The organism is Kitasatospora sp. Root107, assembly GCF_001424875.1.
Taxonomy (GTDB): Bacteria; Actinomycetota; Actinomycetes; order Streptomycetales; family Streptomycetaceae; genus Kitasatospora.
The window spans coordinates 603,024-623,717 of sequence record NZ_LMCT01000001.1 but is presented as its reverse complement, the minus strand read 5'-3'; the positions used below and the strand labels follow the sequence as shown (position 1 = coordinate 623,717).

At 72.3% G+C, this 20,694-nt stretch carries 19 protein-coding genes; 9 read left to right on the top strand and 10 right to left on the bottom strand.

Annotated elements, in window-relative coordinates; genetic code table 11:
* Positions 1-183: an FxSxx-COOH cyclophane-containing RiPP peptide gene (gene fxsA, locus ASC99_RS02755; RefSeq protein ID WP_057227683.1), complete on the bottom strand. Its 183-nt coding sequence runs from the start codon at positions 181-183 to the stop codon at positions 1-3.
* 203 nt (positions 184-386) lie between these two features.
* A complete protein-coding gene (gene pdxH / locus ASC99_RS02750) occupies positions 387-1,085 on the bottom strand; it encodes a pyridoxamine 5'-phosphate oxidase (protein WP_369824269.1) in 699 nt (232 codons plus the stop codon).
* A 329-nt stretch (positions 1,086-1,414) separates the two neighbouring features.
* On the opposite strand from pdxH, the gene ASC99_RS02745 reads away from it, so the two are divergent.
* Positions 1,415-2,515, top strand: a complete 1,101-nt coding sequence (locus ASC99_RS02745; RefSeq protein ID WP_057227679.1) for a citrate synthase 2 — start codon at positions 1,415-1,417, stop codon at positions 2,513-2,515.
* A gap of 136 nt (positions 2,516-2,651) precedes the next feature.
* Positions 2,652-3,770 (top strand): phosphoserine transaminase, encoded by a 1,119-nt coding sequence (serC, locus tag ASC99_RS02740; RefSeq protein ID WP_082598025.1) that lies wholly within the window; start codon positions 2,652-2,654, stop codon positions 3,768-3,770.
* 260 nt (positions 3,771-4,030) lie between these two features.
* Here the strand turns inward: serC and ASC99_RS02735 are convergent, their stop codons facing one another.
* Positions 4,031-4,945 (bottom strand): AraC family transcriptional regulator, encoded by a 915-nt coding sequence (locus ASC99_RS02735; protein WP_369824270.1) that lies wholly within the window; start codon positions 4,943-4,945, stop codon positions 4,031-4,033.
* Positions 4,946-5,029: 84 nt separating this feature from the next.
* Between ASC99_RS02735 and ASC99_RS02730 the strand changes: the two genes are divergently transcribed.
* Together ASC99_RS02730 and ASC99_RS02725 are read left to right on the top strand one after the other, a co-directional pair.
* Entirely contained in the window at positions 5,030-6,787 is a 1,758-nt protein-coding gene (locus tag ASC99_RS02730) for a beta-galactosidase family protein (protein WP_057227672.1), read from the top strand.
* A gap of 14 nt (positions 6,788-6,801) precedes the next feature.
* Positions 6,802-7,755: a D-glycerate dehydrogenase gene (locus ASC99_RS02725; protein WP_057227670.1), complete on the top strand. Its 954-nt coding sequence runs from the start codon at positions 6,802-6,804 to the stop codon at positions 7,753-7,755.
* Here the strand turns inward: ASC99_RS02725 and ASC99_RS02720 are convergent.
* From ASC99_RS02720 to ASC99_RS02710, 3 genes are all read right to left on the bottom strand, one after another.
* Entirely contained in the window at positions 7,745-8,617 is an 873-nt protein-coding gene (locus tag ASC99_RS02720) for an alpha/beta hydrolase (protein ID WP_057228061.1), read from the bottom strand. The genes ASC99_RS02725 and ASC99_RS02720 overlap by 11 nt on opposite strands.
* Before the next feature lie 43 nt (positions 8,618-8,660).
* Positions 8,661-9,623, bottom strand: a complete 963-nt coding sequence (locus ASC99_RS02715) for a DUF4231 domain-containing protein (RefSeq protein WP_057227667.1) — start codon at positions 9,621-9,623, stop codon at positions 8,661-8,663.
* A 175-nt stretch (positions 9,624-9,798) separates the two neighbouring features.
* Entirely contained in the window at positions 9,799-10,548 is a 750-nt protein-coding gene (locus ASC99_RS02710) for a sugar isomerase domain-containing protein (RefSeq protein WP_057227665.1), read from the bottom strand.
* Positions 10,549-10,766: 218 nt separating this feature from the next.
* Here ASC99_RS02710 and ASC99_RS02705 point away from each other — a divergent pair, with 218 nt between their 5' ends.
* Positions 10,767-11,465, top strand: a complete 699-nt coding sequence (locus ASC99_RS02705) for a metal-dependent transcriptional regulator (protein ID WP_057227663.1) — start codon at positions 10,767-10,769, stop codon at positions 11,463-11,465.
* A gap of 397 nt (positions 11,466-11,862) precedes the next feature.
* Here ASC99_RS02705 and ASC99_RS02700 read toward each other — a convergent pair whose 3' ends face one another.
* Positions 11,863-12,558: a bifunctional DNA primase/polymerase gene (locus ASC99_RS02700; RefSeq protein ID WP_057227661.1), complete on the bottom strand. Its 696-nt coding sequence runs from the start codon at positions 12,556-12,558 to the stop codon at positions 11,863-11,865.
* Between the two features lie 354 nt (positions 12,559-12,912).
* Between ASC99_RS02700 and ASC99_RS02695 the strand changes: the two genes are divergently transcribed.
* Both ASC99_RS02695 and ASC99_RS41860 read left to right on the top strand, forming a co-directional pair.
* A complete protein-coding gene (locus ASC99_RS02695; protein ID WP_057227659.1) occupies positions 12,913-14,289 on the top strand; it encodes a hypothetical protein in 1,377 nt (458 codons plus the stop codon).
* A gap of 155 nt (positions 14,290-14,444) precedes the next feature.
* A complete protein-coding gene (locus ASC99_RS41860; RefSeq protein ID WP_057227658.1) occupies positions 14,445-15,518 on the top strand; it encodes a hypothetical protein in 1,074 nt (357 codons plus the stop codon).
* A 77-nt stretch (positions 15,519-15,595) separates the two neighbouring features.
* Here the strand turns inward: ASC99_RS41860 and ASC99_RS02685 are convergent, their stop codons facing one another.
* Positions 15,596-16,879: an ABC transporter substrate-binding protein gene (locus tag ASC99_RS02685; RefSeq protein WP_057227656.1), complete on the bottom strand. Its 1,284-nt coding sequence runs from the start codon at positions 16,877-16,879 to the stop codon at positions 15,596-15,598.
* 184 nt (positions 16,880-17,063) lie between these two features.
* On the opposite strand from ASC99_RS02685, the gene ASC99_RS02680 reads away from it, so the two are divergent.
* Positions 17,064-17,582, top strand: coding sequence for a hypothetical protein (locus ASC99_RS02680; protein WP_082598023.1), 519 nt, complete (start codon positions 17,064-17,066; stop codon positions 17,580-17,582).
* Between the two features lie 110 nt (positions 17,583-17,692).
* The gene (gene purU / locus ASC99_RS02675) at positions 17,693-18,559 is read left to right on the top strand and encodes a formyltetrahydrofolate deformylase (protein WP_057227653.1); all 867 of its coding nucleotides are present in this window, start codon (positions 17,693-17,695) and stop codon (positions 18,557-18,559) included.
* Positions 18,560-18,732: 173 nt separating this feature from the next.
* Here purU and ASC99_RS02670 read toward each other — a convergent pair whose 3' ends face one another.
* Together ASC99_RS02670 and ASC99_RS02665 are read right to left on the bottom strand one after the other, a co-directional pair.
* Positions 18,733-19,869, bottom strand: a complete 1,137-nt coding sequence (locus ASC99_RS02670; protein WP_057227651.1) for a zf-HC2 domain-containing protein — start codon at positions 19,867-19,869, stop codon at positions 18,733-18,735.
* Positions 19,866-20,384, bottom strand: a complete 519-nt coding sequence (locus tag ASC99_RS02665; RefSeq protein WP_057227649.1) for an RNA polymerase sigma factor — start codon at positions 20,382-20,384, stop codon at positions 19,866-19,868. The genes ASC99_RS02670 and ASC99_RS02665 overlap by 4 nt, the downstream gene beginning before the upstream one ends.
* Positions 20,385-20,694 lie beyond the last annotated feature (310 nt).

The following is a 20,694-nucleotide window of genomic DNA, read 5'->3' as shown; positions in this document are numbered from 1 at the left end:
TCAGATGGAGGAGTTGAAGGCCGCCACGGCGACCTGGCCGCTCTCCTGGCCGGGCAGGGCCCGGTGCAGCTCGGCGGTGAGGTGATCGGTGCCCAGAGCGGCGAGGGCGGCGAGCGAGGCCCGAGGTGCGGGCTGCTCGACGGAGTCGCGGTCAGCAGGCCGGATGGCGAGTGCGGTGACCATTGCAGTCTCGTTTCTGCGGTTGAAGCGCGGGGAAACGGGGTAACCCGGAGTCACTTGCACCGGCTCCGAGCCCGCCCGACTACCGCCGAGTGTCCCGGACGCGCCTACGTACCGCCCGCCAAATGGCCATAAATCCATCAGTTCGTGCGAGCGGGTACTACTGCGATTGACGTAGGGTCAGTCGCGCGCGCCCGAAACGATCTTCACGGGCAGAGCCGCTCGACCCGCCAGCCGCCGCCCTCGGCGAGGTAGCGGAGCCGGTCGTGCAGCCGGTTCTCCCGGCCCTGCCAGAACTCCACGGTCTCCGGGACCACCCGGTAGCCGCCCCAGAACGGCGGCACCGGCACGCCCTCGCCCTCCGGGTAGCGCCGCTCCAGCTCCGCGTACCGCTGCTCCAGCACCTCCCGGCTGCTCACCGGGCTGGACTGCTCACTGGCCCAGGCGCCGAGCTGGGAGCCGTGCGGGCGGGTCCGGAAGTAGGCGGCGGTCTCGTCCCGGCCGACCTTCTCGACCCGGCCGCCGACCACCACCTGCCGGGAGATCGAGATCCACGGAAAGAGCAGCGAGGCCCAGGGATTGACGGCCAGTTCGCTGCCCTTGCGGGAGCCGTAGTTGGTGAAGAACACGAAGCCGCGCCGGTCGTAGCCCTTCAGCAGCACGGTCCGCGAACTCGGCCGGCCCTGCGCGTCGGCGGTGCTCAGCACCATCGCGTTGGGCTCGGTCACCCCGGCGTCCACCGCCTGGTGGAACCACTCGGTGAACTGGGCGACCGGCTCGGCCATGAGCTGCTTCTCGGCCAGGCCCTCGTGCTGGTAATGCTTGCGCATCACGCTCGGGTCCGGGGTGGGCCGGGCCTCGGTGGGCGTGGCCGGAGGGGTCGGGTGACGATCCGCGGTAGGCACGGCAACATCATCCCGTACGACAAGCGTCGGATACCGCTACGTCCAGGCAAACCCGGGTGGGAGATAAGGTGTCTCGCCACCGCTCCACCCACCGCCAGGCAGGGGATTGCCCGGGTTCGTCCGGAACATCCCACCGGGTCCGCCAACGCCGCCGGACCGCGGACTGACCAGGCCGGGGCGGCCACCGGGAAACATCACCGTGGTGGTGTCTGGCGCAATGCACTCCGTGCCTGTCAGGCTGACACCGAGTGCCAACACACCATCGGTCACCGGCGTCGCCCGCCCCACCAGCGGCGGCCCGCCGGAATCGGAACACTGAAGGAGCCGTCATGTCCGACTTCGTACCCGGGCTCGAGGGAGTCGTCGCGTTCGAGAGCGAGATCGCCGAACCGGACCGTGAGGGCGGCGCACTGCGCTACCGCGGTGTGGACATCGACGACCTGGTCGGACACGTCTCGTTCGGGCACGTCTGGGGCCTGCTCGTGGACGGCAAGTTCAACCCGGGCCTGCCCGCCGCCGAGCCGTTCCCGATCCCGGTGCACTCCGGTGACATCCGGGTCGACGTGCAGTCCGCGCTGGCCATGCTCGCCCCGGTCTGGGGTCTCAAGCCGCTGCTCGACATCTCCGCCGAGGAGGCCCGCGACAACCTCGCCAGGGCCGCCGTCATGGCGCTCTCGTACGTTGCGCAGTCCGCCCGTGGCCAGGGCCGCCCGATGGTCCCGCAGAGCGAGATCGACAAGGCCGAGACCGTGGTCGAGCGGTTCATGATCCGCTGGCGCGGCGAGCCGGACCCGAAGCACGTCAAGGCGATCGACGCGTACTGGACCTCGGCCGCCGAGCACGGCATGAACGCCTCCACCTTCACCGCCCGGGTGATCGCCTCCACCGGCGCCGACGTGGCGGCCGCGCTCTCCGGCGCGGTCGGGGCGATGTCGGGCCCGCTGCACGGCGGCGCCCCGTCCCGGGTGCTCGGCATGATCGAGGAGATCGAGCGGACCGGCGACGCCGCCGCGTACGTCCGCAAGGCCCTCGACAACGGTGAGCGCCTGATGGGCTTCGGCCACCGGGTCTACCGCGCCGAGGACCCGCGCGCCCGCGTGCTGCGCCGCACCGCCAAGGAGCTCGGCGCCCCGCGCTTCGAGATCGCCGAGGCGCTGGAGAAGGCCGCGCTGGAGGAGCTGCACAACCGCCGCCCCGACCGCGTGCTGGCCACCAACGTGGAGTTCTGGGCCGCCATCATGCTGGACTTCGCCGAGGTCCCGGCGCACATGTTCACCTCGATGTTCACCTGCGCCCGGACGGCCGGCTGGTCCGCCCACATCCTGGAGCAGAAGCGCACCGGCCGGCTGGTCCGTCCGGCCGCCCGCTACATCGGCCCGGCCGCGCGTCGGCCGGAGGACATCGAGGGCTACGAGTCGATCGCGCACTGACGCGGCGTCACCCTTTCGGGCGGGTCCGGGGCAGCTGTCCCGGACCCGCTGCACACCTGCTCTGAGCGGGCAAGATCACATCTCAGCGGGCGGACGGGCGTTCCGAGTTCGCAATCCCGGGCAGTAGGCTGCCGCCGTGGCTAAGATCCAGATCCCCGCTGATATCAAGCCCGCAGACGGCCGTTTCGGCTGCGGCCCGTCCAAGGTGCGCCCCGAGGCACTGAGTGCCCTTGCCGCCACCGGCACCTCGCTGCTGGGCACTTCGCACCGGCAGGCCCCGGTCAAGAACGTGGTCAAGCGCGTCCGTGAGGGCGTCGCCGACCTGTTCTCGCTGCCCGAGGGCTACCAGGTGGTGCTCGGCAACGGTGGCTCCACCGCGTTCTGGGACATCGCGGCCTTCGGGCTGGTGCGCGAGAAGTCCCAGCACCTCAACTTCGGTGAGTTCTCCTCCAAGTTCGCGTCGTCGGTCAAGGCCGCGCCGTGGCTGGGCGAGCCCTCGGTGATCAAGTCGGAGCCGGGCACCCACCCGCTCCCGGTCGCCGAGGCGGGCGTGGACGTCTACGCCCTCACCCACAACGAGACCTCCACCGGTGTCGCGATGCCGATCCGCCGCCCGGCGGGCGGTGACGCCGGCTCGCTGGTGCTGGTCGACGCCACCTCGGGCGCCGGCGGCCTGCCGGTCGACATCACCGAGACGGACGTCTACTACTTCGCGCCGCAGAAGTCCTTCGCCTCGGAGGGCGGCCTCTGGCTCGCGACCTTCTCGCCCGCCGCGCTGGAGCGCGCCGCCGAGATCGCCGCCTCCGGCCGGTACATCCCGCCGTTCTTCGACCTGCCGACCGCGATCGACAACTCCTCGAAGGACCAGACCTACAACACCCCGGCGATCTCCACCCTCTTCCTGCTCGCCGAGCAGCTGGAGTGGCTGAACGGCCAGGGCGGCCTGGACTGGGCGGTCGCGCGGACCGCCGACTCCGCGTCCCGGCTGTACGGCTGGGCCGAGAAGTCCTCCTACGCCCGGCCGTTCGTGGCCAAGGCCGAGGAGCGCTCGCAGGTGGTCGGCACGATCGACTTCGACGACTCGATCGACGCCGCCGAGATCGCCAAGGCGCTGCGCGCCAACGGCATCGTGGACACCGAGCCGTACCGCAAGCTCGGCCGCAACCAGCTCCGGGTCGCGATGTTCCCGGCCGTCGAGCCGTCCGATGTCGAGGCGCTCACGGCCTGCATCGACTACGTGGTCGAGGCGCTCTAGGCACGTGCTCAGCCAGAGCTGACCAGGGGCTCGGGGAACGGCGACGAGATCTGGCGTGCGGGACACAGGCGAAAGTGCCTGACCACGCACGGACGGATCACCTTGTACGAGGTCGGCGTCGCAGTTCCCCGAGCCCCTGATGGCTGATGCCCGGAGGGCCTAGCGGCGGACCAGGGCGCTGATGATCACTACGGCCAGCAGCAGCGCCAGTGCGCCGCTCACGATTCGCATTCGGGTCTTGGGGTCCACGGTCAACGAGGTTACCCGCTGGCCCGGCCGGCTTCGGTGGTGGCCCGTTCGGGGCCGTAGAGGCCGGTGAGCTCCTCGGCCAGCTCTTCCTGGGGGACCGCGCGGAGTTGGCCGTCGCCGCGGTACTGCTGGGCGCGGAAGGCGGACGGGGCGAGGCCGACCCGGCGGGTGAAGATCCGGGTGAAGTAGGCCGGATCGTCGTAGCCGACCCGGCGGGCCACGGCGGCGACCGGGAGTTCGCTGGCGGCGAGCAGGGCCTTGGCCTCGTTCAGCCGTACGGTCAGCAGGTACTCCTTGGGGCCGACCGCCCCGACCGAGCGGACGGCGCGGCGCAGTTCGGCCACGGTCAGCCCGGCCCGGCGGGCGTGCTGGGCCACCGAGAGCGGCAGGCAGGCATCGCGGCGGAGCACTTCGAGCACCGGCTCGCCGGCGCGGTCGAGGTCGGCCCGGTGGCGGCGCAGCTCGACCAGCAGCTCGTGCACCCAGGCCGAGGACTCCAGATCCACCAACGGGCCGCCCCGGCGGCAGGCGCCGGCGATCCGGGCCACCACCCGCTGGGCCGAGTCGGCGGTGGCGAGCGGTGTCACGTCCACGTCGGGCAGTAGGCCGAGCTCGAGGTACCCGGCGATGCCGGGGCCGGTGAAGTCGACGAAGGACTCGGCCCAGCCGCTGTCGTCCGGCGCGTAGTGGTGCGGTTCGCCGGGGCGCAGCCAGAGCACGGCGGGGGCGGTCACCGGCTGGCGCACGCCGCTCGTCCCGGTGAACCAGCCGCGCCCGTTGGTCACCACCACGGCGACCCAGTGATCCAGGGTGCGCGGCCCGACGGTGGGCAGCCGGCCGCGCTGCATCCCGACGCCGAGGCAGGCCAGACCGGTGGCCAGCTGCGCCGGACCAGGCGTCAGGTAGTGCCACCACCGCTCCATCACCCACCTCCTTCCTGCCCGACAATCCAACACCCGCCGGGGCTTTGTCCATGGCACCGGCCTGCCGGGTTACCGCAGGCTGGGGGCATGCTCACCTATGACTCCACCGGCTTCCGGCTCGACGGTGGCCCGCTGCGGATCCTCTCCGGAGCCATGCACTACTTCCGCACCCGCCCCGAGCAGTGGCCCGCCCGGCTGGCCGCACTGCGCGCGATGGGCCTGAACACCGTCGAGACGTACGTCCCGTGGAATCTGCACGAACCCCGGCCCGGTGAGTTCCGGCGGCTGGACGAGCTGCCCGCCTTCCTGGACGAGGCCGCCCGGCAGGGCCTGTGGGCGATTGTCCGCCCGGGCCCGTACATCTGCGCCGAGTGGGACAACGGCGGGCTGCCCGGCTGGCTGACCGCGCGGGTGGGCCGCCGGGCCAGGACCTCGGACCCGGAGTACCTGGCCGCGGTGGACGGGTTCTTCGACCGGCTGCTGCCCTCGGTGGTGGAGCGTCAGACCACCCAGGGCGGCAACGTGCTGATGGTCCAGGTGGAGAACGAGTACGGCTCCTACGGCAGCGACCGGGCGTACCTGCGGCAGCTGGCGGACGGGCTGCTCCGCCGGGGCGTGGACGTCCCGCTGTTCACCTCGGACGGCCCGGAGGACCACATGCTGACCGGCGGCACCCTGCCCGGGGTGCTGGCCACGGTGAACTTCGGCTCGGAGCCGGAGGCCGCGTTCGAGACGCTGCGGCGGCACCGGCCGCAGGACCCGCCGTTCTGCATGGAGTACTGGAACGGCTGGTTCGACCACTGGGGCCGGCCGCACCACACCAGGGACGCGGCCGACGCCGCCGACACGCTGCGCCGGATGCTGGCGGCGGGTGGCTCGGTCAACCTGTACATGGCGCACGGGGGCAGCAACTTCGGCACCGGCGCGGGGGCCAACCACGCCGACCCGCCGTTCAACTCGACCGACTGGACCGAGTCCCCGTACCAGCCGGTGACCACGTCGTACGACTACGACGCCCCGCTGGACGAGCGCGGCGCGGTGACCGAGAAGTACGAGCTGTTCCGGGCGGTGCTGGCCGAGTTCGCGGCCGAGCATCCCGAGCAGGCCCGCTACCTGGACGACCGGACTCCCGCGCTGCCGGAGCTGCCGCCGGTGCTGGCCGCGCGCTCGGTGGCGCTGACCGGTTCGGCGCCGATCCCGTTCGGCCCGGAGTCGGAGCACCCGGTGCCGCCCACCTTCGAGGAGCTGGGGATCGAGCACGGGGTGGTCAGGTACGTCTTCCAGGTGCCGCAGGACCGGCCCGAACTCCCGCTGACCGTCGAGGGGTTGAACGACCGGGCGGTGCTGCTGGTGGACGGCGAGCGGGTGGCCGAGCTGGCCAGGGGAGTGGCCGGCGACGCCGTCACGGTGCCCGGCGGGGTGACGCTGGAGCTGCTGGTGGACTCGCTCGGCCGGGTCAACTACGGCCCCGGCACCGGGGATCGGAAGGGCATCACGGGCGGGGTCAGGCACGAGCGGCAGTATCTGCACGGCTGCCGGACGTCCGTCCTCGACCTGGGTACGGACCTGCCGCCGCTCGACTTCGCCGCCGAAGGGCCGGTGCTGCGGGGGGAGTTCACCCTGGACGCGACGGGCGACACCTTCCTGGCGGTGCCCGGCGGCCGACGTGGCCGGCTCTGGGTGAACGGCTTCCTGCTCGGCAGCTACGACGAGCGCGGTCCGCAGGTCACGCTGTTCTGCCCGCAGCCGCTGCTCCGGGCCGGGGTGAACGAGCTGGTGGTGCTCGAACTCGGCGAGGCGAACCCGCGCTCGGTGGAGCTGCGGGAGGCGGCCGACCTGGGTTGAGTAGGGTTCGGGACATGGAATCGGTACTGGTGACCCGGCGGCTGGCGCCCGGTGTGGTGGAACGGCTGGCCCCGTACGTCGAGGTGACCTCGCACGACGAGGAGCGGCCGATGACGCGGGCCGCACTGCTCGCGGCGGTGCGCGGCAAGGCCGGGGTGATCACCACACTGGACGACGTGGTGGACGCCGAGTTCCTGGCGGCGGCCGGTCCGGGGCTGCGGATCGTGGCCAACCACGCGGTCGGCACCCACAACGTCGACCGCGCGGCCTGCGCGGCCCGGGGCGTGCTGGTCAGCAACACCCCGGGCGTGCTGACCGCCGCCACCGCGGACTTCACCTGGGCGCTGCTGCTCGCCGCCACCCGCCGGCTGGGGGAGGGCGAGCGGCTGTTGCGCTCCGGCGAACCCTGGGCCTGGGCACCGACCATGCTGCTCGGCATGGAGCTGACCGGTACTCAGCTGGGCATCCTCGGCATGGGCCGGATCGGCCAGGCGGTGGCCCGGCGGGCCGTCGGTTTCGAGATGCCGGTGGCCTACCACAACCGCAACCGCCTCCCGGCGGCGGACGAGGCCGGGGCCGAATGGCTGCCGCTGGACGAACTCTTCGCCCGCTCCCAGGTGTTGGTGGTGACCTGCCCGCTCAGCGCCGCCACCCGCCACCTGGTGGACCGGCACCGGTTCGCCCAACTGCCCGCCGGGGCCGTGCTGGTGAGCGTGGTGGCCGGAGTGGTGAACGAAGAAGATCTGGCCGAATCCCTCGCCTCCGGGCACCTCGCGGCGGCCGCCGTGGACAACTTCGAGCGCGAACCGGCCGTCCCGGCGGCGCTGCTGGCCCAGCCGAACGCCGTGCTCGCCCCACACCTGGGCAGCGCCACCGTGCAGACCCGGCAGGCGATGGGCAACCTGGCGGTGGACAACCTGCTCGCGGTCCTGACGGGTGGTCAGCCACCCACTCTCGTCAGTCCGTAGCGGCCGCGGCCCAGCGCATCGCCTCGGCCATCACCTGCAGCGCGCCGAAGTGGGCGGCGCCGGGCTCCAGGTAGAGCTCGGCGCCGGGGATGTGGTCGGCCAGCCAGCGGGAGTGGTCGACCGGGGAGAACTGGTCGTCCGCGCCGTGCCAGAACCGGGTCGGCACGGCGATGTCCTCGACCTTGAAGCCCCAGTCGGTGGTGAAGGCCAGCACGTCGTCGATCCAGCCGTCGGCGCTGTTCCGGAACGCCTGCCGGTAGGTGGAGATCAGCCGTTGCCGGATGCCCGAGTCGGTCACCAGGGCCCGGTCGGTGGGCGGTAACTCGGGGACCAGGCCCTCGATCACACTGGCCGGGTCGGCCCTGATCCGGCGGGACCTGGCCTGGAACGAGGCGGCGAACCGGTGCTGCCCGCGCTCCACCTCCTGGTAGGCGTGCACGTTGGACGCGGTCATCCCGGCGTACCAGTCCAGGCCCTCGGCGTTCCGTGGCGCGAGGCTGACCAGCGCGGCCACCCGGCTGACCCGGTGCGGCAGCAGGGCGGCGCAGGCCAGCGCGTGCGGCCCGCCGCCGGAGCGGCCGAGGATGGCGATCTCGTCCAGCCCCAGCGCGTCCGAGATGGCCTCCACGTCGGCCGCCGCCGAGGCCACCCGGCGGCCGGGCAGCCGGGTGGAGTCCCCGTAGCCGGGCCGGTCGAAGGCGATCAGATGGACCCCGAGGCGGTAGAGCACGGAGGTCCGGGGGTACGGGCCGACCCGGCTGCCCGGGGTGCCGTGCAGGACGAACACCGGCCGCCCGTGCGGATCGCCGAAGGTCTCGACCGCGAGTGAGCGGGAGTCGCCCGCCTCGACCAGTTGCAACACCACGTGGCTACCTCCTGAGAAGTGGTCCGGAAGACGCGCGGCACTAGAGCGGTGCGTCGGTGGTGCGCACCTCGCGTCGGGCCTGCCAGGTGGTGTGCTCACGGGAGATCGCGTCCTCGGAGTCCCGGGCGAGCCGGGCCCAGTTCTCCTCGGCGTCCGGTGCGTCCACCGCGAGCTGGGTCAACTGGGTCTCGATCACCGCGAGTTCGGAGGCGGCGATGGAGTACGCGGCGGCCTGCGGCCGGTACTGCCGCAGCTGCGCCCAGGCGGAGACCGAGGCGGCCACCGCGGAGACTGCGCCGAGCGCGTCGAAGGTGAACTCGCCGAGGGCCCGCAGGACCGCCAGCACCAGCCCGGTGAGCGGCAGCACCACGCCCAGCAGGTCGGCCCACCGGGTCGCGTTGGTGCAGTACCTGGCCTTGTTCCGGTACCACTCCCGCTGGGTCCTGACCCGCTCGCGCAGGTAGACTTCGCGCCGGACGGTCAGTGGCTGGTCGCGCAACTGCCGCATGGTGTCGGTGATCTGGGGGTGGGTCGGCGGCCGCCCGGCCAGTGGGCCGCGCCAGGACTGCAGCTCGGCCTGCACCCGGCCGAGCTGCGGGATCGCCCGGCTGGTACCGAACTGGTTGATCACACCGCCGAGTTGGACGTCGTAGAGCCGCTCGGCGTCCGGCAGGGTCTTCGGTGGCGGCTGGTAGGCGTCGGCCCGGACCGCGTACTTCCAGGACAGCGTCTTGACCGACTCGGCGGCGGCCCGGCCCTCGTACCAGAGGCCCTGCGGGTTTTGCCGGCCGGTCACGGTGGCCAGGCCGACCGTGAGCAGGTAGGCGAGGGCCGCCGCCCAGGCCCACCAGCTGCCGTCGGCCGAACCGGCGAAGGCCGCCAGCACCAGCAGCACCAACTCCCAGCGGGACAGTGCGACCGCGCGCCGCTGGCCCTGGAGCGAGGAGGAGTCCGCCGTCCAGAACAGCTCGGGCAGCAGCTCGTCCTCGCGGACCCATCCCATCGAACGCCCGGCACCAGCCGCCACCATCTGGACCCCCGCCCCTCGCCTCTGCGTCAGCAGGTACCTACTGCCCCCGACGGAGCGGCGGTACGCTCGGTGTCCGGTCAGTATGCGTGTCAACTGGCCATGATCACAGGGGAACTGACGAGCGGTTGGGTGCCGAGCAGGCGATGGCTCAGAAGGTGTAGTAGATCCGCTCGGCGTTGTCCGCCATCACCTTGACGTTCCACTCGGTGCCGCCGTCCACGTTGCCGGAGCGGAACAGCGGGGGAGTGATGCCCCGGTCGGCCAGCCGGCCGACCGCCGAGGCGACCACCGCCTGCATCAGCGCGCTGGTGACGATGGTGGAGACCGAACCGAAGGTGGTCCCGGCGGCGGGGTGGCTCAGCTCGCCGTCACCGACCGCGATCTTGCTGTCCAGCACCACGTCGCAGTGGTCCTTGAGGTACGTCCCCGAGGAGTGCTGGGAGCTGACCTCGCCCGGGTACGCCAGCGAGGTCACGCCGATCACGGTCAGGCCGCGGGCCCTGGCGTGCTGGGCCAGCTCGACCGGCATGGTCTGGCGGCCGGAGAGCGAGATCACGAAGAGCAGGTCGCCCGCCCGGGCCGGGGTGAGGTCCAGGGTGGTGGTGGCCAGCCCGGAGACCCGCTCCAGCGCGCTGCCGAGCGGTGCGGGCATCACGTTCACCCCGGTCATGCCGGGCACGTTCAACAGGTTGATCACCACCAGGCCGCCGGCCCGGTAGACCACGTCCTGGGCGGCCAGCGAGGAGTGCCCGGCGCCGAAGGTGAAGATTCGGCTGCCGTTTGCCACCGCCTCGGCCAGCAGCTCGGCCGCCCGGTCGATCGAGCCGGCCTCTTCGGTCCTGATCCGGTGCAGGTGCTCCACCGCGGCGTCGAAGTACTGCCCGACCAGGTCGTTCATCAGATCTCCGTACCCTGAGGCGGCCCGGTGGTCCAGACCGCAGCTGTGGGAGAAAGCTACGGCCAGCACCGTGCGGCCTCGGGGTGGCCGCTGTCAACAGTGACGAAAAGCTCCCGAGCTGACGGAAAGCCCGGGGAAGAAGGGGTCGCGGGCCCACGGTTGCTTCCCCCGTACGTCAGAATTGGCGGTGAGGATACCGAGGAACGGAGCCAGCGGCGATGTCTGGGCTGATCGACACCACAGAGATGTACCTTCGCACCATCCTGGAGCTGGAGGAGGAAGGCATCGTCCCGATGCGTGCCCGGATCGCGGAGCGGCTCGAGCAGAGCGGCCCGACGGTCAGCCAGACGGTCGGTCGGATGGAGCGGGACGGCCTGCTCCAGGTGGCCGGCGACCGGCACCTGGAACTGACCGAGGAGGGCCGGCGGCTCGCCGTCCGGGTGATGCGCAAGCACCGGATCGCGGAGTGCCTGCTGGTGGACGTGATCGGCCTGGAGTGGGAGCAGGTGCACGAGGAGGCCTGTCGCTGGGAGCACGTGATGAGCGAGACGGTCGAGCGCAAGGTGCTCGCCATGCTCGGCCACCCCACCCAGTCCCCGTACGGCAACCCGATCCCCGGCCTGGAGGAGCTCGGTGACACCCGGGCCGAGGGCGAGGGTTTCGACGCCGCGCTGGCCACCCTGGACTCGGTGAAGCCGGGCGAGTCCGGGGTCAACGTGGTGGTGCGCCGGATCGGTGAGCCGATCCAGACCGACGAGGGCCTGATGCTCACGCTGCGCCGGGCCGGCATCCGCCCGGGCCACACGGTCAGGGTCAGTGCCGGCGCGGACGGTGGCGTGCTGGTCGGCTCCGGCGAGAGTGCGGCCGAGCTTCCCAAGGACATCGCCGTGCACCTGTTCGTCGCCGAGGTGCAGTAGCCCGGACCTGGTGTGGCCGAGCCCGGTGCCTCCCCTGGCACCGGGCTCCGCCGTCCCCCACCGATCCCCCTCCGGTCCCCCACCGTCCCCCGAGAGCCCCCCCGATCCGCTTCCCTCGGCTTCCCCGTCCGAGCGCCCCTCCTGCGGTCCCTCTCGGAGCAATTCCTCCCCTCGGCAGATCTTGGCAATCCTTGAGCTCTGTCACTCGTACGAGCGGCTTCCACCCCGGCCGACCGGGTACATCGGTGTCTTATCCGGGCAAACGTGTGACGGGCCCCGACTCCGGTGGGAGACAAGGCCCGTCAGTCGCGCGCGTGGTCCCGCGCGGTGCGCACCCTCACCCGATAGGTGTAGAGCGGCAGTTCGAAGGGGCGGCTGAGCCGCCGTCAACAGTGGTTCAGTGCACCGCCGCCGGCTGGTTGGCCGTCGGCCGCAGCGGCGGCGCCTCCCGGCCGCAGGCGTACGCCAGCGGGCTGATCAGGTCCTCGGCGTCCGGCAGCCAGCGGTTCAGCTCGGACGGCGGCCTGGCCCACCTGGTCGGGCCGAACTGGCCGACCCGGGAGGGCGGCGCGACGATCCAGTCGCCCTCGCCGCGGGCCACCAGGTCCAGCCGGCCGGAACCCCAGCCGAGCCGGCGGAGCATCTCGGGCAGCTTGGCCACCACCCCCGGCAGTACCAGGAAGAGCAGCCGACGCCCGGACTGACCGGACGAGGCGGGTGCGGCCACCACCGGGCCGAGCTGGAGGTTCAGCCGCTCCATCCGGGCCAGCGCCAGACAGCCCGCCACCTCCGGTACGTCCAGTACGTCGAAGAACCGGCCGGTGGGCAGCAGGATCGACGCCCCCGGGTGCTCCGACCACCAGCGGCGGACCACGCCGGGCCCGGCGCTGGCCTTGTTCCGCCACTCCGCGTGCGTGGGGTGTGCGCCGGGCAGTACACAGCGCAGGTCGCCGCACGAGCAGCGGGCCGGGCCGTCGTCGTCGAGCAGCCACGTCCCGGGCGCGACCTCCCAGTGACGGTCCTCGACGTAGCTGAGGGCCGCGCTGAGCGGCTTGGGCAGGCCCGACTCGGGGGCTTCCGGGGTGTCTTCCACGTGCTGCTCAACTACCGTCCGTGAGTGGGGTTACGGCCCGTGGCCTGGTCGGTTCCGGCCGGGCGGCATTGTCACCCGTACCGGTGACGGCGGTCGGCGCTGACGGGCAACTGCCGGACGGGTTCCGGGGTGTCGGGGGCGGGTAGGAGACGAAGGGGCCCAGACGGCGTAACAGGGGGCGCACAGGGGCATTTGGCAGGGCGCGTGGGGGGTGGGCCCGTCACCGTGGGTATCCCGCTGGTGTTGCTGATCGCTAACCTGAAGTCAGATGTCCCAACCGGTCGGCACGTCGGCAGTTCGAGCAGCAAATCGTCGCCCGCCGGTCAGGGCCGGGGGCGTGGGGAGGCGAAGCCCATGGCCGCAAGAGCACTCGTCGCACGGCAGCCCAACGAGCGTCTGCAGCAGCTGATCCAGGAGGCGAGCTGCTCCAACGCGGGGCTCGCCCGCCGGGTGAATCTCTGCGGCGCCGAGCACGGCCTCGACCTGCGCTACGACAAGACCTCGGTGGCCCGCTGGCTACGCGGCCAACAGCCGCGCGGCCAGGCCCCGGCGGTGATCGCCGAGGCGCTCGGCCGCAAACTCGGCCGTGGCGTCACGGTCGACGAGATCGGCATGGCGGACGGCAAGAATCTGAGCTCGGGCGTCGGCCTCCAGTTCGCCGCCACCCTCAGTGGTGCGCTGGACCAGGTCTGCGAGTTGTGGCGAAGCGACGTCGGCCGCCGGGAGTTCCTCTCCGGCGCCACGGTGGCGGCCTCCGCCCTGGTCGAGCCCAGCCGGGACTGGCTGATCACCCCGCCGGACCCGGTGGTGGCCCGCTCCGGCGGCCCCCGGGTCGGGCCGGCCGACGTGGCGGCGATCCGGGCCACCACCCAGATGCTGGTCGACCTGGACCACCGGTTCGGCAGCGGTCACGTCCGCCCCGTGGTGGTGCACTACCTGAACAGCGTGGTCTCCGGCCTGCTCAGCGGCGCGTACCGGGAGGAGACAGGCCGTCAACTCTTCGGTGCGGTCGCCCGGCTGACCGAGCTGGCCGGGTACATGGCGGTGGACACCGGCCAGCCCGGGCTGGCCCAGCGCTACTACATCCAGGCTCTCCGGCTGGCCCAGGCCGCCGACGACCGGGGCTACGGCGGCTATGTGCTGGCCGCCTCGATGAGCCACCTGGCGGCCGCGCTGGGCAATCCGCGCGAGATCGCCCAACTCGCCCGCGCCGCCCAGGAGGGCGCCCGCTCGGTGGCCACCCCGACGGCGATGGCGATGTTCTACGCCGCCGAGGCCCGGGGCCACGCCCTGCTCGGCGACGTCCGGTCCTGCGAGGCGGTGGCCGCCAAGGCGCTGGCCGCGATGGAGCAGCGCAACCCCGAGGACGACCCGGACTGGATCGTGCACTTCGACGAGGCCTACCTGGCCGACGAGTTGGCGCACTGCCACCGCGACCTGGAGCAGGCGGTGCAGGCCGAGAAGTACGCCCGCACCGCCCTCGAACTCCACCCGCCGACCAGGGTTCGCCGCCGCGCGGTGGACTTGGTGCTGCTGGCCACCGCCCAGCTCCAGCAGCGCGACCTGGAGCGGGCCTGCGAGACCGGCACCCAGGCGGTCCGGCTGCTGAGCGGGCTGCGGTCCAACCGGGGGGTGGAGTACCTGGACGAGTTCCGCCGCCGGCTGGAGCCGTACCGGAGCCACCGCGCGGTCCGGGAGTTCCAGGCCAGGATGGAGCTGGAGGCTGCGTAATGGACTTCCAGGGCGCGTAGTCACCTCCAGGAACGAAGGGGTAGGTTGGCCCCGATAGTCGGCGTCCCCTGCGTGGTAGAGGCAGCGAGCGCGCGGAAGAACCGAGGAAGGCCCCCGCGGTGCGGTCGTGGGCCGTGCACAGGTGAGGAACCGCTTTGAGCCAGCGCCGCTCGTACTCCAACTCAGGTGACTTCAACCTGGACGACCTCTTCAGACCTGAGCCGGACGCCAACGCGCAGCCGCCGGTCCAGCAGGGGGTGCCGACCGAGCAGTTCCAGGGCGGCGGCCCGGAGTACTTGGGAGGCCAGGGCGGCGGTTACCCCGGGGGGCCCGGCGTGCCGCAGCAGCAGCAGCCGGCGGCCGCCGAGCCCGCGCCGGCCACCCAGTTCCTGCCGCCCTACCCGACCGGTGATCCGACGGGTGGTCAGCAGCAGCCCGGTTACGGTCCGCCGCAGCCGATGGGTGGTCAGCAGTCCTTCGGCGGACAGTCGTTCGGCGGCCAGAACTTCGGCGGTCAGCAGCCTTCGTACGGGGGGCAGCAGCAGTTCCCGCCCGCGCCCCCGGCGTACCCCGCCCCGATGCCCGGGCCGGAGCCCCGGCGGGCGAACAACAACCGGCTGATCATCGGCGGTGTGGTGGCGGGCTGCGCGGCGGCGGGCATCCTGGTCGCGGTGCTGCTCAGCGGCGGCGACGACAAGCCCGAGAAGGGCGCCACCCCGGCCACCAAGACCACGGCGGCCGGGTCCGCCTCCGCCGGTGCCGGTGGCACCGCGGTCAGCCCGGAGACCAAGGCCCAGGCGCAGGCGCTCTCCACCGTGCTCGGCAACGCGAACGCCAGCCGGCAGAACGTGGTGAACGCGGTCGGCTCGGTGGGCAAGTGCGAGAAGCTCCCCGAGTCGCAGCAGGCCCTCAACGACGCGGCAGGCCAGCGCGACCAGCTGCTGGCCGGCCTGGCCGCGCTGAAGACCGACCAGCTGGCCGGCGGTGCCCAGCTCGCCGAGCAGCTCAAGAAGGCGTGGGAGGCCTCGGCCAAGGCCGACCGGGAGTACGCGCTGTGGGCCGCCGACTCGGTCGCCGCCTGCGACCCGACGAAGAAGGACAACCCGCACTACAAGCTCGGCAACACGGCCAGCGGCGAGGCCACCACGGCCAAGAAGCAGGCCAGCACCCTGTGGAACACGATCGCCGCCCAGACCGGCCTGCCGACCAAGGCCGACACCGACCTCTGACCTCCGGCCTCCGGCTTCTGAGCAGCAGTCAGGCCCGGCTCCCCCTCGGGGAAGCCGGGCCGCCGTCGTACGGGGGCTCAGCCCGCCAGGATCTTGCGGACGTCGACGAAGCCCGCCCGCTGTGCGACCAGGCGGCCGCCCTGCACCCGCTGGAAGGTCACCGAGGTGTTCACCAGCCGGGGCGAGTCCGCGCTGGGCAGCATGCTGGTGAGGCCCCAGTTGAGCGGCGGAGTGGCACCGGCGGTCTCGATCGGCTCGCCGCCGTCGAGCACCCCGCGGATCGCCTTGCTGGTGATCTGCTTGCCGTTGCCGGCCCGCTCCACCGCCTGCCGGAACACCTCGTACGCCACCCAGGTGGTCTGCACCCCGGGGTCCGAGATGTCGATCGGCGCACCGCTGCCGCCGTGCAGGCGCGCGGTGGAGCGGAGCGCGTCCCAGACCTGGGAGCCCTCCGGCGGGTACCAGCCGGTGGCCAGTGCGCCGCCGAGCGGCCCGCCGTCGCCGCCGGTGGAGTCGACCACCGACTGCTGGAAGCTGCCGATCACCGAGGCGAGCTGGGTCCGCCGGGGCTCCAGCCGCCGGTACGGGTCCAGCAGGTTGGCGGTCGGCTCGGAGCCGAGCGCGGCGGTGACGCAGTTGCCGGCCTTGTCGTCGCCGATCGCCTTCCTGGCGATCGCGGTGTAGTCGTTCGAGCGCTCGGGGGCCTTGACGTCCTTGAGCGTGATCCCGGCGGGCTTCAGCGCCCCGGCCAGGAAGCCGAGCAGGGTGTCGCCGGCCCGGGTGTCCGGGCGGATCACCGCGACGCTCTTGCAGCCGGCCTCGACCAGCTGCTGCCCGCTGCCCGCGATCAGGGCGGGGGTGCCGCCGGAGACGGGGTAGGAGAACGGGCTGCTGAACTCGGGGGTGGAGAGGCCGTACCCGCCGATGTAGGGGATACCGGCCGCCTCCAGGGCTGGCATGAAGGTCTCGCCGTACTGGCTGTACGAGCCGACCACGGCGACGGCGTGGGCCGCCACCGCCTGCTGGGCGCACTCGGAGACACCCTCGGTGGTGTTGTGCTCGTTGCAGGTGAGCACCTTGACCCGGTGGCCGGCCAGCCCGCCGCCGGCGTTCAGTTCGTGGCCGACCGCCTCGGCCAGCGCGGTCATCCCGGGCCGGTCGGTGGAGCCGGTGCCGGACGGGGCCCAGGTCATCACGGTGATCTCGTCCGGCGGGGCCGCGTCGGCGGGGCCCCCGCAGGCGGACAGCAGGGCGGGCAGCAGCAGCGCGGCGGCGACTGCTCCGGCGGTGCGGCGGCATCGGCCGGTCCGGCTCAGGTTGCCGGTCGGCTCTGCGTGCTCAGGCGATCCGCTCCGCCTCATTTTTGGTGCCCCTCTGGGTTCGGACGACTTCCGGCCTGGTCGGCCGTATTCAGCCTTGACCGGTCGGAGTGCGCCGAGAGGGACGAAAAGCGAACGACGGGCCAACGAGGGCGGAACTCCGAGTGGGGATGCCCGAGTGACGCGAGTAGAACGTGTGAAGTCGGGCCACGTAGCATCGCTCTCCATGTCCGCGAGTACAGATTCTTCGTATCGGTCTGCCCGAACCTCTTCTCGTAGCGGGCACCGCTCAAGCACGATGGGCGGCATGCCGCTCAACGACCTGCCCTGGTGGCGCTGGCGAGCCCGACTCCGCTCGGCGCTGCACATGTTGTCCGACCCCGCGTTCCAGCAGCAGACCTGGCTGACCGGCCAGGACGGCTTCGGCGACGTCACGGACGCCGTCTACCGGCTGGTCGAGGACACCTGGCTGGACCGCTGGCCGGCCGAGAAGTACGTCGGCACGATCCTGCGCGACGCCGAGGAGGCGGCCCTGGTGGATGCCACGGTGCTCCGGGTGCTCCGGGTGCTGCACGAGATCGGCGCGGACGCCCCCGCCGCCGCCTACCTGGGCCACCCCGGCTGGCCCGAGGCGGTCGACGCGGCCCGCGCCGCCCATGTCCGGCTCACCCTGGCCGACGGCGAGGACCCGGCGGTGCCGCCGCGCTCGCTGGAGACGCTGCGGATGCTGACCCGGGTCGGCTGAGGCCGGCCGTACTGCGGGCCGTCCGTACTACGGGCGGTCCGGCGGCGGGCGTCCGGTATGTGACACCCTGGGCGGTCCGCCACCAGCGCCCGCAGAACGGAACGACACCCGTGGACCAGCCGACGGCCAGCGCCCAGTACGTCCTCACGCTGTCCTGCCCGGACAAGCAGGGCATCGTGCACGCGGTCTCCAGCTACCTCTTCATGACCGGCTGCAACATCATCGACAGCCAGCAGTTCGGGGACGGCGACAGCGGACTGTTCTTCATGCGGGTGCACTTCTCGGCCGAACAGTCCGTCAGCACCGAGAAGCTCCGGGCCAGCTTCGCCGCGATCGGCGCCTCGTTCCGGATGGACTGGCGGATCACCCCGAGCGCGGAGCGGATGCGGGTCATCCTGATGGTCAGCAAGTTCGGGCACTGCCTGAACGACCTGCTGTTCCGCACCCGGATCGGAGCCCTCCCGGTGGAGATCGCGGCCGTGGTCTCCAACCACACCGACTTCCGGGAACTGACCGAGTCCTACGGCATCCCGTTCCAGCACCTCCCGGTGAACCGGGACAACAAGGCCGAGGCCGAACAGCAACTGCTCGACCTGGTCGCGGCCGAGCACGTCGACCTGGTGGTGCTGGCCCGCTACATGCAGGTGCTCTCGGACGACCTGTGCAAGGCGCTGACCGGACGCATCATCAACATCCACCACTCCTTCCTGCCGAGCTTCAAGGGCGCGAAGCCGTACCACCAGGCGCACGCCCGGGGCGTGAAGCTGATCGGCGCCACCGCCCACTACGTCACCGCCGACCTGGACGAGGGCCCGATCATCGAACAGGAAGTGGCCCGGGTGACCCACGACGTGACGCCCGACCAGCTGGTCGCGGTCGGCCGCGACGTCGAATGCCAGGCGCTGGCCCGCGCGGTCAAGTGGCACAGCGAGCACCGCGTCCTCCTCAACGGCACCCGCACGGTCGTCTTCGCCTGACCGGCCATCCGGGCATCAACCACCAGGGGCTCGGGGCCCTGCTGATGGGCGGCTCCGCCGCGGGGCGACGCCGACCTCGTACAAGGTGATCCGTGCGTAAAGGGTCAGGCACTTTCGCAGTGACCCGCACGCCAGATCTCCTCGCAGTTCCCCGAGCCCCTGGTGGTGCCCGGCTAGGGGCGTGACAGCAAAGGTGCCGCTCGGAGGACTTCGCGGATGGCGGCGCGGTCGCCGTGTTCCCCCGCCGGGATGCGGTCGGGGTCGCGGTGGGCGGCCACCAGGTTGCAGAACTCCAGTCCGTCCAGCACCAGTTCGGCCACCTGCGGGCCCCCGGTGTCGAAGCCGTCCAGGGGGATCAGCCATTCGCCGGCCGCCGGGCCCTCGATGACCAGCCGCAGGACCCGGCCGGGCCCGGCCACCGGTGGGCGGGTGGCGGCCAGCGCGACCGGGAGCATCCGGACCGCCAGGTCGACCATCAGTCGCAGGTGGCGGGGGAGCGGCGGCGGGTAGGGGTAGTCGACCGCGCGGGCGATGTCGTCGCCGTGCACCCAGCACTCGAAGGCGCGGTCCACGAAGGCGTCCCTGAGCGGCAGCCGGGCGAAGCCGAAGTCCACCGTCGCGCCGCCCTGCGGACGGAGCGCGGCGCTGCGGACCAGCGCGTGGCCCTGCCGCCGCCACTGGGCCCGGACGGTGCCCGGGGCCAGACCGGCCTGGACCGCCAGCAGCCGGGAGGTGCGCTCCAGTACGCCGGCAGCCGGACTGCCCTGGACCGGGGGCCGGGACGTGGGGCCGTGCTGCGCGGGCACCCGGGCCGGTGCGGTGACGGCGGTGCCGGGAACCGGGTCGGGCAGGCCGAGCCCGGGCGCCAGGTAGCCGTCCACGGCGGTCAGATGGCCCAGCACCTCGGCCGGACGCCACCGCTGCACCCCGCCGTACCAGGGGAGTTCGGCCACCTCCTGCCACTCCTCGGGGCCGAGGTCGCGGAGCAGCGCGTCCAGCTTGGCGGTCTCGGTCGCGTACGGTGCGGCCCAGGCGGGGACGGGCAGTTGGGGTGGGCGGCGGGCCAGGCACCAGTCCAGCACCTGCTGGCGGAGCGAGCCCGCCGGGTCCAGCGGTTCGTCGGGGGAGAGGCGGCCGGCCGCGTTCCGCAGCCGGGTGGCCTCCTCGGCGCAGTCCGGGCAGAGCGCCAGGTGCTGGGCCAGCTCGGCCGCCTCGCGGCGCGGGCAGGCGTCCAGTGCCCAGGCGCCGAGCAGGGAGCGGTACGCCTCGTGCCGGAGTTCGGCCGCCCGGTCGTCGTCCTGACGCGTCACGACTCGTCCTCCTCGTCGGCCAGTTCGGTGGCGAGCAGTTGGAGGGCGAGCCGGAGCCGCTGCTTGGCGGCCTGGTCGGTGATGCCCAGCTGACGGGCGGTCTCCTGGTAGCTGCGGCCGTCGAACCAGGCCAGCGCGATGGTCTCGCGCAGCGGGTCGGGCAGCGAGTCGACCACGTACTGGGCCCGGGCGGCACCGGCACGTCGGCGCAGCTCCCGGTCGTCGGTGTGGTCCAGCCGGAGCCGGTCCAGGGCGCGCCGCCGGGTCAGCGAGCCGAGCCAGGCGCGGAGCGAACCCTGCCGGGGGTCGAAGGACTCGGGGTGCTCCCAGAGTTGGCCGAAAACCTCACGGGTGAGCTGTTCGGCGGCGGTCTGGTCGGTCAGTATCCGGCCGGCCAGGCCGTGCACCAGGGGAGCCAGCCGGTCGTAGAGCTCGGCGAGTGCGGTCTCCTCGCCCTGGGCCAGCCGCCAGTGGATCTGCTCGTCCCAGCTCGGGACCGGTCCGGCGGTCTCCATCGCCCCTCCCCCTGCTCAACTCCACGGTAACTGGCTGGGAATCGTCGGCGCGGGGAATCGTATGAAGAAGTTTCGAATCGTCAGTTGGTGGTAGCTGTACGGACTTTCGTCGTTCGATCTGCGGTGGACAGATGTAGCAAGGGTGGTTCGCTCGTGGCGGCGGTCGGATCGGCGCTGCCGCGCGGTACGTTTCGTTACGCTCGCGCCGTCCCCTCGGAAAGCCAGGTCGGAGCGGGTGGCCGGACGATCGCCGGTGCGACGCTCGCCAGAGTGAGCGGGACAGTATGCACTGCGCTGTCCCCCGATCGCT